Annotated in this window: 14 protein-coding genes; 9 read left to right on the top strand and 5 right to left on the bottom strand. The window is 70.9% G+C overall.

All coding sequences use genetic code 11. The features are described 5' to 3' along the window. Positions 1-23 precede the first annotated feature (23 nt). A complete protein-coding gene (locus tag H2Q94_RS18560) occupies positions 24-716 on the bottom strand; it encodes a type 1 glutamine amidotransferase domain-containing protein (RefSeq protein WP_243788461.1) in 693 nt (230 codons plus the stop codon). A gap of 246 nt (positions 717-962) precedes the next feature. Between H2Q94_RS18560 and H2Q94_RS18555 the strand changes: the two genes are divergently transcribed. The 3 genes from H2Q94_RS18555 to H2Q94_RS18545 all read left to right on the top strand — a co-directional run bounded on the left by H2Q94_RS18555 (position 963) and on the right by H2Q94_RS18545 (position 3,310). Continuing rightward, entirely contained in the window at positions 963-1,847 is an 885-nt protein-coding gene (locus tag H2Q94_RS18555) for a helix-turn-helix transcriptional regulator (RefSeq protein ID WP_243788460.1), read from the top strand. A 117-nt stretch (positions 1,848-1,964) separates the two neighbouring features. Next, entirely contained in the window at positions 1,965-2,459 is a 495-nt protein-coding gene (locus tag H2Q94_RS18550) for a helix-turn-helix domain-containing protein (RefSeq protein ID WP_243788041.1), read from the top strand. Positions 2,460-2,470: 11 nt separating this feature from the next. Then, positions 2,471-3,310, top strand: coding sequence for an IS3 family transposase (locus tag H2Q94_RS18545; protein WP_243795566.1), 840 nt, complete (start codon positions 2,471-2,473; stop codon positions 3,308-3,310). A 119-nt stretch (positions 3,311-3,429) separates the two neighbouring features. Here H2Q94_RS18545 and H2Q94_RS18540 read toward each other — a convergent pair whose 3' ends face one another. After that, the gene (locus H2Q94_RS18540; protein WP_243788459.1) at positions 3,430-5,475 is read right to left on the bottom strand and encodes a discoidin domain-containing protein; all 2,046 of its coding nucleotides are present in this window, start codon (positions 5,473-5,475) and stop codon (positions 3,430-3,432) included. Between the two features lie 283 nt (positions 5,476-5,758). Between H2Q94_RS18540 and H2Q94_RS18535 the strand changes: the two genes are divergently transcribed. Further along, the gene (locus H2Q94_RS18535) at positions 5,759-6,661 is read left to right on the top strand and encodes an MBL fold metallo-hydrolase (RefSeq protein ID WP_243788458.1); all 903 of its coding nucleotides are present in this window, start codon (positions 5,759-5,761) and stop codon (positions 6,659-6,661) included. 9 nt (positions 6,662-6,670) lie between these two features. Here the strand turns inward: H2Q94_RS18535 and H2Q94_RS18530 are convergent, their stop codons facing one another. Together H2Q94_RS18530 and H2Q94_RS18525 are read right to left on the bottom strand one after the other, a co-directional pair. Then, positions 6,671-7,987: a uracil-xanthine permease family protein gene (locus H2Q94_RS18530; protein WP_243788457.1), complete on the bottom strand. Its 1,317-nt coding sequence runs from the start codon at positions 7,985-7,987 to the stop codon at positions 6,671-6,673. Then, positions 7,975-9,069, bottom strand: a complete 1,095-nt coding sequence (locus H2Q94_RS18525; protein ID WP_243788456.1) for an aryl-sulfate sulfotransferase — start codon at positions 9,067-9,069, stop codon at positions 7,975-7,977. Before H2Q94_RS18525 ends, H2Q94_RS18530 begins: the two co-directional genes overlap by 13 nt. 107 nt (positions 9,070-9,176) lie before the next feature. On the opposite strand from H2Q94_RS18525, the gene H2Q94_RS18520 reads away from it, so the two are divergent. After that, a complete protein-coding gene (locus H2Q94_RS18520) occupies positions 9,177-9,725 on the top strand; it encodes a helix-turn-helix domain-containing protein (RefSeq protein ID WP_243788455.1) in 549 nt (182 codons plus the stop codon). 8 nt (positions 9,726-9,733) lie between these two features. On the opposite strand, the gene H2Q94_RS18515 is transcribed toward H2Q94_RS18520, so the two are convergent. Then, complete coding sequence (locus H2Q94_RS18515; RefSeq protein WP_243788454.1) at positions 9,734-10,285, bottom strand: TetR/AcrR family transcriptional regulator C-terminal domain-containing protein; 552 nt, start codon at positions 10,283-10,285, stop codon at positions 9,734-9,736. Positions 10,286-10,387: 102 nt separating this feature from the next. On the opposite strand from H2Q94_RS18515, the gene bioB reads away from it, so the two are divergent. Genes bioB through bioD form a run of 4 tightly spaced genes read left to right on the top strand, consistent with a single transcriptional unit; the run spans position 10,388 to position 14,513 of the window. Continuing rightward, the gene (bioB, locus tag H2Q94_RS18510) at positions 10,388-11,446 is read left to right on the top strand and encodes a biotin synthase BioB (protein ID WP_243788453.1); all 1,059 of its coding nucleotides are present in this window, start codon (positions 10,388-10,390) and stop codon (positions 11,444-11,446) included. 3 nt (positions 11,447-11,449) lie between these two features. Then, the gene (locus tag H2Q94_RS18505) at positions 11,450-12,709 is read left to right on the top strand and encodes an adenosylmethionine--8-amino-7-oxononanoate transaminase (RefSeq protein WP_243788452.1); all 1,260 of its coding nucleotides are present in this window, start codon (positions 11,450-11,452) and stop codon (positions 12,707-12,709) included. Beyond that, on the top strand, positions 12,706-13,845 hold the full coding sequence (locus tag H2Q94_RS18500) for an 8-amino-7-oxononanoate synthase (protein WP_243788451.1): 1,140 nt from the start codon (positions 12,706-12,708) through the stop codon (positions 13,843-13,845). The genes H2Q94_RS18505 and H2Q94_RS18500 overlap by 4 nt, the downstream gene beginning before the upstream one ends. Beyond that, a complete protein-coding gene (gene bioD, locus H2Q94_RS18495; RefSeq protein ID WP_243788450.1) occupies positions 13,842-14,513 on the top strand; it encodes a dethiobiotin synthase in 672 nt (223 codons plus the stop codon). The genes H2Q94_RS18500 and bioD overlap by 4 nt, the downstream gene beginning before the upstream one ends. Positions 14,514-14,518: the final 5 nt, after the last annotated feature.

The following is a 14,518-nucleotide window of genomic DNA, read 5'->3' as shown; positions in this document are numbered from 1 at the left end:
GCCGCGCGGCGAGCAGCGGCCCATCAGCCCAGCGCGTCGAGCATCGCGTCGGCCAGCGGCCCGCTGGAGGCCGGGTTCTGGCCGGTGAGCAGGTTCCCGTCCCGCACGGTGTGCGCCTCGTAGGCCGGGCCGCCCTCGTGCTTCGCGCCGCGTTCGCGCAGGCGGCTCGCGAGCAGCCACGGTGCGCCCTCAGCGGTCCCGAACAACTGCTCCTCCTCATCGGTGAAGGCGGCCATCCGGCGACCGGCGAATCGCCAGCCGCCCGCCGGGTCGATGGCGCTGAGCAGGCCCGCCGGGCCGTGGCAGACCGCGCCGATGATCTTGCCCAGCTCGTCGGCCCGGATGAGCAGGCGCCCGAGCTCCGCGTCCTGGTGGAGGTCGACGACCGGGCCGTGGCCGCCGGGGAGCAGGACGGCGGCGTAGCCGCTGATGTCGATCTCGTGCAACGGCAGCGGCGACCCGAATTCGCGCAGCGCGGTCGAGGCGTGCTCCACGTGGCGGGCGCAGTCGGCTCCGGCGATCTCGGGGTCGGCGCTGTGCCGGTCCAGCGGCTGCAGGACTCCGCCCGGCGAGGCGAAATCGACCTGGTGGCCCGCTTCGACGAACTTCTGGTGCGGGGCGGCCAGCTCCTCCGCCCAATAGCCGGTCGGGTAGGACGAACCGTCGGTGCGCTCCCAGGTGTCGGCGGCGGACATGATGATGAGGATCTTGCTCATGGGAAGGGCCTTTCGGGAATCGCAGCGGTGACGGCGCGGGGCGACGGACGGCGGGATTCGCGGCGGTCTCGAAGCCGCCCCGCTCGTCCGCCCGAACCGTGTGTCGTTCGATCCCGAGACTGCCGCTCGGAAAGCCGTCGCCGCGGCCCATCTCGCGCCCTCCGCGGACGCGGACCGGCGAACCTAGGACGCGGCGGTCCACCCGCGAGCGGGACGCGGGCGGGTGCCGACGGCGATAATGGCCGCATGGCCCACAGCAACCGCGAGCTGGCGGACTTCCTGCGACGGGCGCGCAGCCTCGGCGATCCCGCGCGGGCGGGCCTCCCCGCCGACGGGCGGGTGCGGCGGGTGCCCGGACTGCGGCGGGAGGAGGTCGCGTTGCTGGCCGGGGTGTCGACCGACTACTACGCGCGCCTGGAGCAGGGGCGGCGAATCGTGCCGTCCCCGGCGGTGGTGGCGGCCATCGGCCGCGCGCTCGAACTCGACGCCGCCGGCCGGGCGCACCTCGAAGCCCTCATCGGCCGGTCCGCCGGTCCCGCGCGGGGCAGGGCTCGCGGGGTGCAGCGGGTGCGGCCCGGCCTGCACCAACTGCTCGACGCCCTCGACGGCGAGCCCGCGCTGCTCCTCGGGCGCCGCACCGACGTGCTCGCGAGCAACCGGATGGCCAGGGCGTTGTTCACCGACTTCGACCGCATTCCGGCGGTGGAGCGGAACTACGCGCGCTGGATGTTCCTGGACCGGGAAGCGCGGTCGCTGTTCGCGGACTGGGAGCCGCACGCCCGCGCGACGGTCGAGAGCCTGCGCCTGGACGCGGGCAACGACCCCGGCGACAGATCGACGAACGCGCTGGTCGCCGAGCTGCGGGAGCGGAGCCCCGAGTTCGCCCGGTGGTGGGACGAACACCGCGTTCACCAGCGCACCCACGGCTCGAAGCGGCTGAACCACCCGCCTGTGGGCGAGCTGACCGTCGAGTACGAGACCTTCGCGCTCCCCGGCGATCCGGACACCTCCCTGTACGTCTACACCGCGGAAGCGGGGTCCGCGTCGCGCGAGGCCCTGAACCTGCTCGCGAGCTGGAACCTGACCGGCGACACCGGGATCCGCTCGTCGGTGGCGAACCCCTCAGCCTGACCGGGAACATCACCTCGGCCGCACACTCGGACCAGGTGAATGCCTCCTGCACCCGCCGGTGAACTGGTCCCCGGTGGTTGGACTGGAAAGTCAGTTCCAGCTACCGGGGAGTGGTTCGTGTATCCGCATAGTTCGTTGTCGCGGGAGCAGCGTGAGGCCGCTGTGGTGTTGTTCGGGGCTGGTCATGGGGCGGTGTCGGCTGCGGCCCGGTTGGGGGTGTCGGCTTCGGCGGTGAGAACGTTGCGGGATCGATGGTTGTTGCGCGGCCCGGGAGCGTTGATCATGAAACCGACCAAACGGTCCTACTCGTTCGAGTTCAAACTCGACGTGGTGCTGCGGTTCGTGGCCGGGCAGGCCACGGCGGCCGAGCTGGCCGCCGAGCATGACCTGTCGTCACCGAAGCAGGTGAAAAATTGGGCGCGCCAATATCGGCGTGACGGCGAGGATGCGTTGCGCCCCAAGCGGGAAGGCCGCCCACCCCGCGAACCACAACCACCACCGGACGGCGAGACGGCCGAACTGGAACGGTTGCGGACGGAGAATCTGCGGTTGTCCGCGGAGAACGCCTACCTAAAAAAACTGCGGGCCTTGAAGGAACAGGGGCGAGGGTAAAAACCCAGGTCATCGTCACCCTCAAGGCGCACTATCCGCTTGCGGTACTGCTGGAGGTCGCGGGCCTGGCCCGGTCGACGTTCTTCTATCACCAGGCCCGGCTCGACCGGCCGGACCCGCACGCCCGGCTGAAACAGGCCGTGACCGACGTGTTCCAGCAGGCCCACGGCCGTTACGGGCACCGCCGCGTCCACGCCATGCTGCACCGCCACGGCCTGAGACCGGCGAAAAAGACCGTCCTGCACATCATGCGCACCCTCGGCCTGGCCTGCACAGTCCGCCGCCGACGCCGCTACTCATCCTGGAAGGGCGAGGCCGGCACCACCGCCGGCAACGTCCTGGACCGCGACTTCACCGCCCCGGCACCGAACACCAAATGGGTCACCGACATCACCGAATTCCGTGTCGGCACAAGCAAAATCTATCTCTCACCGATCATCGACCTGTTCGACCGCTCCGTCGTGTCCTACTCCTGGAGCACCCGACCCGACACCCACCTGACCAACTCATCACTGACCAAAGCCATCGCCACCCTCAACACCGGCCACACCCCACTCGTGCACACCGACCAAGGCTTCCACTACCGACACACCTCCTGGCGCCAACTGCTACACGAGGCAAACCTGACACCCTCCATGTCCCGGAAAGCGACCTGCCTCGACAACGCCGTCGCCGAAAACTTCTTCAGCCACCTCAAAGAAGAACTCTTCCACCACCACAACTACAACACCCCCGACGAGTTCACCACCGCCCTCGAGAACTACCTCGACTGGTACAACACCACCCGCATCTCCACCACACTGAAGAACCTCACCCCCACCGAATACCGAGCCCAGGCCCTCACCACCTAGCCTTCACTCACCCAGTCCAACAAACAGGGACCACTTCACCGGTCGAAGGCGGCATTCACCTGAACCGGCAGGTGGAGTGAACGGCTCGCTCGACCGGCGGGGCGAAGGCGGCATTCACCTCAGGAAGACGGGCGCCAGGACTGGAGCGCGGTGATGCCGACCGCGCCGCCGTGCTCGCGCACCGGCGTGACGCGGAGTGCGGTGGTGCGCACCGGCGGGTCCACGACGACCCGGCCGGGTTCGCCGGGGCGGGGAGGGCTCGTCGGCAGCTCCGCCCACTCGTCGCCCCGCCGGTACTGGAGTCGGTAGGAGTCCGGGGTGCGGACCTCGTTGCCGTCGTCGTAGAAGGAGATCCGCACGTCCGAGACGTCGATCGGTGCGGCCGTGTCGATCTGCAAGTGGTCGGTGGGGTTGGGGCTGCCGTGGTTCGTCCACCTGGTGCCGGGCACGTCCAGGTGGAATTCCTGGCCGTCGATGGCCTTCCGCGGATCGTCGGAATCCCCGGTGTAGGAGGCGGTCGCCGCGGGGAAGCCGGTGCCGTCGGCGTTGACGAGGTCGTCGACCAGGCGCGGCGGTTCGGCGGCGGACCCGGCCACCGGGACGCTCACCGGGCTCAGGTCGGCCTGGTGGTGGACTTCGGCGCCGTCCACCCGGATCCGCAGGCCCGCGCCCTGCCCGTAGTGCGCGCCGTCCCGGTCCCACGACACGCTCAGGTCGTGCCCGTGGTACGGCACGTTCTCCACGGCGAAGTGGTCCCATTCCGCCGGGACGAGCGGGGCGATCCGCGCGGTGTCGTCCTGTTGCGGCCGGATGCCGAGCAGGCCGGAGAGCACCAGATCGTTGAACGTCGAGTGGTTGTAGTCCTCGCTGTGCCCCGGCGAGTCGTAGAGCCACCGGTCCTCGTCGGGGTGGTGCGCCTCGGCGACGTACGGACGGCCGTCCTTGCGCTGCGTCAGCGCGTAGCCGCGCAGCAGTTCGTAGTAGTCCTGCCGGTCGACGTACTCCTGCTCCGGGCCGTTGTGGAGCCGGTTCGCGAGCGCCGTCAGGGTCTGGGAGGTGGCGTAGGGCCAGCTCGGACCCGACCAGCGGCAGCAGCCCTCCTCGGCCTCGTGCAGGTACCAGGGGCTGCGCCGCTCCACCGTGGTCGGGCCGTGCGGCGCCGCGAACCCCTGCGGGTCGGTGAGTTGGGACCACGCCGGATCGGCCTCCGGCGCTGCCATGCCGAAGTACCAGGGGACGAAGCCGATCTGCTCGCGGTCGGCGATCGGGTCGCGCGCGGGATTGCCGTCGCGCATGACGTGCTTGTAGAAATCCCCGTCTCGCAGGTGTTCGTCCACATTGGACCGCAAATCGGTCGCTCGGGTCTCGTAGTCCGCGGCGCGGTCGAGGTCGCCGGTGCGGCGCAGCAGGCTCGCGATCGCCTTGGCGTCGCCGTACTGGTATGCGTTGATCGTCGGCCGGAAGCCCTCGCCGCCGTGGTACGGGTCGTCGCTCTGGTAAGAGCTCGCCGTGTACTCCATCGCGTCCCACACCGGCGTCTGCCAGTAGAGGCCGAGTTCGGCGTCGAACTGCGGATCCCAGCCCGCCCACTGCCGTTCGAGTTCCGGCAGCGCCGCGGTCGCGCGGTCCCAGCGCCCGTCCACGGAGGTGCGGGCGACGACCGCGTCTGCCACCCAGAACGAGTATTGGTGCGCCCAGTCGGTCGTGTTCGGGTTCAGCGGCTCGGTCGCGGGTTTCGGGCCGGAGCCGCTGCCGGTGAGCCAGTAGTCGAGGTAGTCGTCCAGGTAGCGGGTGTCGCGCAGCCAGCGGCCCTCGTAGAGGTGGTGGCCCGCTGCGGCGGCGATCCCGCCGCCCGGCGCGGAGTAGCCGACCGGCCCGAGGAACTCCGAGACGATCCAGCCGTCCTCGGGACCGGTGTACTTCAACGCCTCCTTGAACGTCCGCCAGCGGTAGTAGTAGGTGTCCTCGATCTCGGCGTCGGGCAGGTCCACGAACGGGATGTTGGCCCGGTACCAGGCGGGATCCACGAAGCCGGTGACCTTCGCGTCCTGGTCGATCAGCCGGGTCCCGGGGCCGACGTCCGGGTGCGGTGAGGCGGCGGCCGGGATTGATCCGGCCAGCAGCGCGGCGGTGGTGAGGGCCGTGAGCAGCGAGCGCTGGAGCATGGGCACTTCCGTCGTGGGACGCGGCGCCTCGGCGCACCGGTTCCCGTTGTATAGCTCGTCCTGCGGACCGGACCTGCGGATCGGCGAGTTCTCGCCGTGGTATCGGAGGAGTTCCGGGAAGCGCGCGAACTCGCGTGGCTTCGATGGGCCGAACGGGCCGAGTTCGGGATGTCGGCGGGCCGCCCCGAGCGGGCGGGCGTCGCCTTGTGGTTACGGTGAACCGAATTCGACCGGAGGAGCGGCCGTTCGCGGCCGCCGCACCGACCGCATCGGAGACGACGTCATGACCACTCCAGCAGCCGAGCACGCCGATTCGGACGACCACCCCGCTCGCCGGATGCCCGGCCCGTGGCGAACCACCCTCGGTGAGCTCACCCTGACCCACCTCCCCGATTCGGGCGTCTACATGATCCCGCCGAAGGTCTACCCGGCCACCGCCGAACGGGACTGGGACGACGAGCGCCGGCATCGGACCGAGGACGGGTTCCTCGCCATGGGATGCGGGGCGCTGCTCGTCGAACGCGGCTCGACGCGGCTGCTCATCGACGCCGGGCACGGACGGATCTCCGGGAACGAGGTGCAGGACTTCCAGGACCGCTTCGAGCACGTGCGGTACTTGCCGGACACGCTGGCCGACCTCGGGGTGGCCCCGGCCGACATCGAGCACGTGGCGTTCACCCACCTCCACCCCGACCACACCGGCTGGGCGCGGCCGGACGCCACCGACGACGGACGCGGCCTGTTCCCGGCGGCGCGCTGGATGCTGGGACGGGGCGAATGGGCGGAGGCCGAATCCGGCGCCGAACCGGCCCTCGCCGGTGGCGTCGACCGCGTGCTCACCGTCGACGACGGGGCCGAGGTCGTGCCGGGCGTCCGCGCGTGGGCGCTGCCCGGTCACACGCCCGGCCACACCGCGTGGGTGCTGGACACCGGCGACGGCCGCGAGGTCGTGGCGTTCGGCGACGCGCTGCACTCGCCCGCCCAGGTCCGCCACCCCGACTGGGAGGTCCTGCTCGACGCGGACGGGGAGTTGGCGGAGCGCTCCCGGCGGCGGTTGGTCGAACGCCTCGGCCGCGACGACGTGCTCGGATTCGGACTGCACTTCGCGGACCAGCAACTGGGCCGGGTCGAGCGCGGGCAGTGGAGTCCGCACCCGGTGACCGCCTTGCGGGATCTCCCTTCCTGATCCACGACATCAGTCCATTGTGGACTTTTTCGGCGGCTGGATCGCGGCGGCGCCCGAGGATCGTGCGGAGAACAGGAGGTTGCCGAGCACGCCGACGACCGCCGCCATCGTCACGCCGCTGCCGAGGATCAGTCCCAGCGACGGCGGCAACTCCTTGTAGAGGTCCGGCGCGACGACGGGCAGCAGTCCGGCGACGAGGGCCGCCGTGGCGACGATCAGGTTGCCGTCGTCGCCGAAGTCGACCTCGCGCAGCATCTTCACGCCCAGCCCGGTGATCATGCCGAACACCACCAGCCCGGTGCCGCACACGACGGCGGACGGCACCGCGTTGATCAACCGCGCCACCGGAGCCAGGAACGCGATCACCGCCAGCAGCACTGCCGTGCCGAGGGTGACGTAGCGGCTGCGCACCCGCGTGATGCGCACGATTCCCACGTTCTCCCCGCTGGTCACCATCACCGGACCGCCGAACGCGCCGCTCAGCAGCGAGGCGAGGGCGTCGCCGCGGATGATGCCGCCGAGGTGGCGCTTGCGGTCGAGCGGTTCGCCCACGGCTTCCGCGTTGAGCACTGTCTGCCCGGTCGCCTCCGCCATCGCGCCGATCGCGAACAGCAGCATCGGCACGGTCGCCAGCAGGTCGAAGTGCGGTGCTCCGAACGGGAACGGTTGCGGCACGGCGAACACCGGGCCGCCCGTGACCTCGCCGAGCCGACCGGTCACCAGCCCGAGCAGCACGCCGCCGGCCATGCCCAGCAGCACCGCGACCCGGCGCCAACCCCCGCGCAGGAAGCGGAACAGCAGCACCGTCAGCAGGATCGTCGCGGCCACCAGCCACAGCGAGGAGGGCTCGGCGGAGCCGGTCGGCCCGACCACGAGCTGCGCGGTGATGCGCAACAGGTTCACGCCGATCACGATCACCATGACGCCGAGCACCAGCGGCGGGAAGAACCGCACGATCCGCAGGAACACCGGTGCCAGCGCGAAGCAGGCCAGCGCGGTCAGCACCACGGCGCCGCTCGCCGTCCGCGCGTCCGTGCGCTGCGCGATCTGGATGAACAGCACCACGGCGGCGCCGCCGGGCAGCATCACGAACGGCAACCGCGCGCCCACCCGCAGGAAGCCGGTCGACTGGAACGCCGTGCCGATCGCCGAGACCAGGAAGAACGCCGCCAGCAACCGCGCGGAGGAGTCCCCGTCGAGGTCGAGCGCGTGCGCGACGAGGAACACCGACGAGATCGGCCCGGTGATCATCACCAGCAGGTGCTGCACCGCCAGCGGCGCGAGCGTCCGGATGGGAACCGCCTCGGCGGTCTTCACCGCAGCCATGGCAGTTCCTTCGCCGAATACCGGTACGCCCGGAACACCGCGTTCGACTCGCCCGGGAACACCGCCGCCGCCTCCGGATCGGCGTACCGCGAGAACTGCGGCACCACGAACTCCCAGCACACCCGGCCTTCCGGGGTGACCTCGAAGATCCGGCCGAAGGCGGACTCGGTGATCATCGTATTGCCGTTGCCCAGCCGCTGCGCGCTCCCCATGAACGGGGTGAAGAACGCCTCCCTGGTGGGATCGGTGTACTCCCAGGTGATCTCGGACGTCGCGCGGTCGACTTCGATCACCCGCGAGAACGTCACGCTCTCCCGGGAGCGGAAGGTGCCGTTGTCGAAGATCAGCAGTCTGCCGCCGTCCAGTTCGGACACGCAGTGCTGTTGTGCGATCACGTCGGAACCCAGGCGCCACACGACGTTCCCGGTCGACCGCTCGATCACGATCACCGCGGAGACGCTGCGCAGGCTCGCCACGATGCTGCCGTCGGCCAGTTCGGCGACGCTGTTGATCAGTGGCCAGTGCTCGCGCCAGTAGTGCGGTTGCAGCGGGTAGTCCTCGGGGTTCAGGTGCTCGATCGCCCGCCACTCCCACAGCAGCTCGCCGTCGGGGCCGACCTCCCTGATCACGTCGGCGTAGACCGCGCCGTCGGCCTCGGTGCCGGACACCCCGCCGAGAACGAGCGCCGGATCGACGGGCTCGGCGGCGGCGTAGAGGATCCGGCCGTCGCCGAGGTGGTTCGCGTCGTGGTGCGCCCACGGGTCGTGATGCTCGCGGAGGATCGTCCCGTCGGGCGCGACCTCGCACATGGCGCCGCCGCGGTACTTGTGCCACATGTCGAACGGCACCTGTGCTCCTGGCAGGGCGCCGTTGTAGGCGAGATCGCCGTTGGGCAGGATGCGGGCATGACGCCCCGGCCGGTACGGCAGCTCCCACCGGTGCGCCTCGGCGCCTTCGGCGTCCACGAGGTGCACGACTCCCGGGCTGGTCAGCGGCGCGTAGAGCGTGTAGCCACCGAAACCGAGCTCCGGATCGGCGCCGATCAGGCCGGTGCCGCGCCGGCGCAACGTGTTCTGGTCCATCGCTCGTCCTTGCTGTCAAAGTTTTGGGTTCATCAAATATTTGACATGCCATCAGGGCGATCGGGGAAGCCCATCTCACGTGTTGGGCCAGTGGAATGAGCGCGCCGATGCTGGGGCGCGTGATCCGCGCGCGACGCAAGGAGCTCGGGCGCACGCTCGCCGAGGTCGCCGGGCTCAGCGGATTGTCCGCACCGTTTCTGAGTCAGGTCGAGAACGACCGAGCGAACCCGAGCATGGCCTCGCTGCAACGGCTGGCCGACGCGCTGGGCACGACCGCGGTCCAGCTCCTCGCGGGCGCCGAGCGAGCCGGGCACGTCGACGTCGTGCGCGCCGGTGAGCGGGCTCAGCGAGCGGCGGAAGACGACCAGGACGGCACCGTGCGCGCGCTCGTGCGCGGCCGGCGTCAGCTGCACGCGCTGGAGTTCAGCGGCGGGCGCCACGGCGACCGCGAATTCGTGCACCGCAACGACGAACTGCTCTACGTCGTGCGCGGATCGGCCCGCGTGGTGGCGGGCGAAGCCGAGCACGACCTCGCCGAAGGCGACGCGCTCTACTGCTCCGGTGGAGTCCGGCACAGCTGGCAGCTGCTCTCGGGTGACACGAAGGTCTTGCTCGTCGCGGTCGCCGAGGACGCCCGAATCAGCCTCGACGACTGAACGCCGTCCTAGCGAACCCTGGCTCGTAAGCCGTCCAGGACCAGTTCGAGGCTTCGTTCGAAGTCGTCCGGGCCGCCCGGCTCACGGTCGATGGCGCCCGCGCTGGCCGCCTGCAGTGCGGTCTGTTCCTCCGTGGCGTGCCCGAAGATCAGATGCAGGAAGGTTCGGGTGGCCAGGTCGACCATGTCCTCGGGCAGCCCGCCGTCGCCCAGCGCCTCCCGCAGGCGACCGGTGGGTTCGTCCCGGCCGAGGCCGAAGGTGTGCGCCGTGGCGACGACTTCGGCGCCGTCCCGGTAGGCGAGCATCGCGTTCCGGAGTTCGCCGCAGATCTCGACCACCCGTCGATCCCACGCCGTCGCCTGGCGCGGTCGCCGCCCGCGGCGCACGATCTCATCGGCGATCGCGGCGAGCAGCGTCTGCTTGTTCGGCACGTGGTGGTAGAGCGCGCTGGGCTGGACGCCGAGTTCGGAGGCGAGCCTGCGCATCGTCAGTGATTCCAGCCCGTATTCGTCGAGGACCGTGATGGCGCGATCGACGATGTCGCTGCGGTGGTAGCGCACTCGAACCCTTCCCGTTGACCGATCGGTCCACCCAGTTTAACCTGAACGCCGTTCACCTGAACACCGTTCAGGTCGCTGCGGAAACCGACCCCGGGAGAAGCGATGACCAGCACCTTCGACCAGCTCGCCGACGACGTCCTCGCCGGGAGTCCGGCTTCCGCCGAAGATGCGCTCGCCGTGCTGCGGGCCACCGACGACGAACTGATGTCCGTGGTGGCCGCCGCCGGTCGGCTGCGCCGCGCGCACTTCGGGAACACGGTGAAGGTCAACTACCTGGTGGACCTCAAATCGGGGCTGTGCCAGGAGAACTGCAACTACTGCTCGCAGGCGCTCGGCTCCGCCACCCCGATCCTGAAGTACTCGTGGCTGTCCAAGGACGCCGCGCTGGAGCAGGCCGGTGCCGGGCTCAAGGGCGGCGCGAGCCGGGTGTGCATGGTCGCCTCCGGACGCGGGCCGTCGCCTCGGGACATCGACAAGGTCGCGGAGATGGCCGGGGCGCTCAAGGAGCAGCACCCGGACGTCGAGATCTGCGCCTGCCTGGGGCTGCTCAAGGACGACCAGGCGGAACGCCTCAAGGACGCCGGGGTGGACGCCTACAACCACAACATCAACACCGCCGAGAGCCACCACCACAACATCGTCCAGACCCACACCTACGCCGACCGCGTGGACACCGTGCAGAAGGCGAAGGGCGCGGGACTGTCCCCGTGCTCCGGCCTGATCGCCGGGCTGGGAGAGACCGACGAGCAGCTGGTCGAGGCGCTGTTCGCGCTGCGGGAGCTGGAATCCGACTCGATCCCGGTCAACTTCCTGCTGCCGTTCGACGGCACCCCGTTCGAGAACACCTGGGAGCTCACTCCGGCGCGCTGCCTGCTGATCCTGGCGATGGCGCGATTCGTCTGCCCGGACAGGGAGATCCGGATCGCCGGTGGCCGTGAGGTGCACCTGCGGTCGCTGCAGCCGATCGCGCTGCACGTCGCCAACTCGATCTTCCTCGGCGACTACCTGACCTCGGAGGGCCAGTCGGCCGAGGTGGACCTGGAGATGATCCGGGACAACGGCTTCGTCGTCCTCGGTTCCGAGCAGGACCTCGCCCAGCGGGCCGAGGGGCCGGTGATCCGCCGTCGCGGAGCCGGAACCGACCTCCTGCCGAACGCCTGACCGATGACTCCCGACGAACAGCTCGCGTTCGACCGCGAGCACCTGTGGCACCCGTACACGTCGATGACCGATCCGGCGCCGACGCGCCTGGTCACCGGGGCATCCGGCAGCCGGATCAACATCGACGGCGTCGGTGAGGTCGTGGACGGCATGGCGTCCTGGTGGTCGGCCGTCCACGGCTACCGGCATCCCGTGCTCGACGAGGCGGTGCGCGGCCAGGTCGAGCGGATGTCGCACGTGATGTTCGGCGGGCTCACCCACGAGCCCGCCGTCGAACTGGCCCGGCGCCTCGTCGACATCACGCCCGACGGGCTCGACCGCGTCTTCCTCGCCGACTCCGGGTCGGTCGGCGTCGAGGTCGCGATGAAGATGGCGCTGCAATACCAGCGCGGAACGGGCCGGACGGGGCGCACCCGGTTCCTCACGGTCCGCGGCGGATACCACGGCGACACGTTCGACTGCATGAGCGTGTGCGACCCGGATGGCGGCATGCACGCCATGTGGTCGGGTGTGCTGCCGGAGCAGGTGTTCGGCGAACGGCCACCGCGCGACGACGGCGAGGTCGCGGCCTGGGCGGAGGGGTTCCGGGCGCTCGCGGCGGAGCACGCGGACGGGCTCGCCGGGTTGATCGTGGAGCCGCTGCTGCAAGGCGCGGGCGGGATGTGGCCCTATTCCGCGCAGTGCCTGGCGGTCTTCCGCGAGGTCGCCGACGAACACGGCCTGGTGCTCGTCTTCGACGAGATCGCAACGGGTTTCGGCCGCACCGGAACCCTGTTCGCCGGAGACGCCGGGGGAGTGCGGCCGGACGTGCTGTGCGTCGGCAAAGCGCTCACCGGCGGCTATCTGTCGCTGGCCGCCGCGCTGTGCACGGCGGAGGTGGCGCGCGGGCTGTCCGCATCGGATTCCGGCGTGCTCATGCACGGCCCCACGTTCATGGGCAACCCGTTGGCCTGCGCGGTCGCCACGGCCAGCCTGGACCTGCTGGTGCACGGTGACTGGGCGGCCGACGTGCGGCGGATCAACGCGGGTTTGCAGGCGCTGCACGAGATTCCGGCTCTCGACGTGCGCGTGCTCGGCGCGGTCGGCGTGGTCCAGCTCGACCACGAGATCAACGCGGTCAAGGCGACCGAAGCGGCGCTGGAGCACGGCGTGTGGCTGCGGCCGTTCCGCGACTTGATCTACACCATGCCGCCGTACGTGTGCACCGATGCGGACATCGCCGCCCTCTGCGGCGGGATCGCGGCGGCGGCGGAGATCGGATGAGCGGCTGGGACGCGTGGTTCACCGAGCAACGCGCCGCGCGCGAGCAGGCGGGATTGCAGCGCACGTTGCGACCGAGGGCGGCCGCCGAGGACGTCATCGACCTGGCCGGGAACGACTACCTGGGGCTCAGCGCGCACCCCGGAGTGCGGCGGGCCGCGGCCGGCGCCGCCCTGGAGTGGGGCGCGGGCTCGGGGGCGTCCCGGCTGGTCACCGGCACCATCGACCTGCACGCCGACCTGGAACGCGAGCTGGCCGAGTTCACCGGCCGCGAAGCCGCGCTGGTGTTCTCCACCGGATACCACGCGAACCTGTCCGCGGTGACCGCGCTGGCGGACAAGCGGTCGCTGATCGTCTCCGACGCGCACGCGCACGCCTCGCTGATCGACGCCGCCCGGCTGTCCCGCGCCGCGATCGAGGTGGTCCCGCACAACGACGTGGCGGCGGTGCGGGCCGCCTTGGCCGGTGCCGGTGACCGGCGGGCGATCGTCCTGACCGAGTCGATCTTCTCGGTGCTCGGTGACGCCGCCCCGCTGCCGGAGCTGGCCGCGGCCTGCACGGAGCACGACGCGCTGCTCGTCGTCGACGAAGCCCACGGGCTCGGCGTCGTCGGAGACGGCGGCAGGGGACTCGTGCACGCCCACGACCTGGCCCGGCACCCGCAGGTGGTCGTCACGGCGACGCTGTCGAAGTCGCTGGGCGCGATGGGCGGCGCGGTGCTGGGGTCGGCGGCGTTGATCGATCACCTCACCAACCGCGCCCGCCCGTTCATCTTCGACACCGGGCTCGCCCCCGCTCCCACCGCCGGTGCGCTGGAGTCGCTTCGCCGGCTGCGGCGACAGCCCGAACTGCCCTCGACCGTCCACCGGCGCGGTGGCGAGCTGGCCGAACGGCTCGGCGTGCCGCGATCGGCGGGCGCGGTGCTCTCGGCGCCGATGCCGTCGCCGCAGGTCGCCGTCGCCGCCCAGGCCGCGGCGCTGGCGGCAGGAGTCCGGGTCGGGTGCTTCCGGCCGCCCTCGGTTCCGGACGGGATCTCCCGGCTCCGGATCACCACCCGGGCAGGCATCAACGAGCCGCGCTGGTCCGCCGCGGTCGAGGTGCTGGCCGGGGTCGTGCACGAACACCGGAGGTCAGCGTGATCGTCTTCGTCGTGGGGACCGACACCGGTGTCGGCAAGACCGTGACCACCGCCGCGCTGGCGGTCCGGCACGGGCCGGGCACGATCGTCGTCAAGCCGACGCAGACCGGTGTCGGCACCGACGAACCGGACATCTCCGTCGTGCGGCACCTGGCCGGCTGCGAGGTCGCCGAGTTCACCCGGCTCGAAGATCCGCTCGCGCCGGACACGGCGGCCCGGCTGCGCGGCGTCGAGATCCCCACCGTGGGCGAGCACGCCGCCCGCATCCGCGAACTCGCCCGCAGCCGCGACACCGTGCTCGTCGAAGGCGCGGGAGGAGTCCGCGTCCGCCTCGACACCGCGGGCGGCACCCTGCTGGACCTCGCCGCCGAACTCGCCGAGGACCACCCGGTGCGGACGCACGTCGTGACCCGGATCGGCCTCGGCACCCTCAACCACACCGAACTGACCGTCGACGCGCTGCGTTCACGCGGCCTGGAACCGGACGGGCTGGTGCTCGGCGCGCTGCCGCCGGACCTCGGGCAGGCCGAACAGTGCAACCGCACCGAACTGCTCCGCGTCACCGGAGTTCCCATCGTGGGCGCCATTCCCGCAGGTTCGGGCCGGTTGCCGCCGGGACTCTTCCGCGCGCGGGCCGCGATGTGGCTGAACGAGCTCACTCCGCGATGAGAGCC

The sequence above is a fragment of the Saccharopolyspora gloriosae genome (genome assembly GCF_022828475.1).
Taxonomy (GTDB): Bacteria; Actinomycetota; Actinomycetes; order Mycobacteriales; family Pseudonocardiaceae; genus Saccharopolyspora_C; species Saccharopolyspora_C gloriosae_A.
This window is presented reverse-complemented; position numbering and strand designations above follow the sequence as displayed.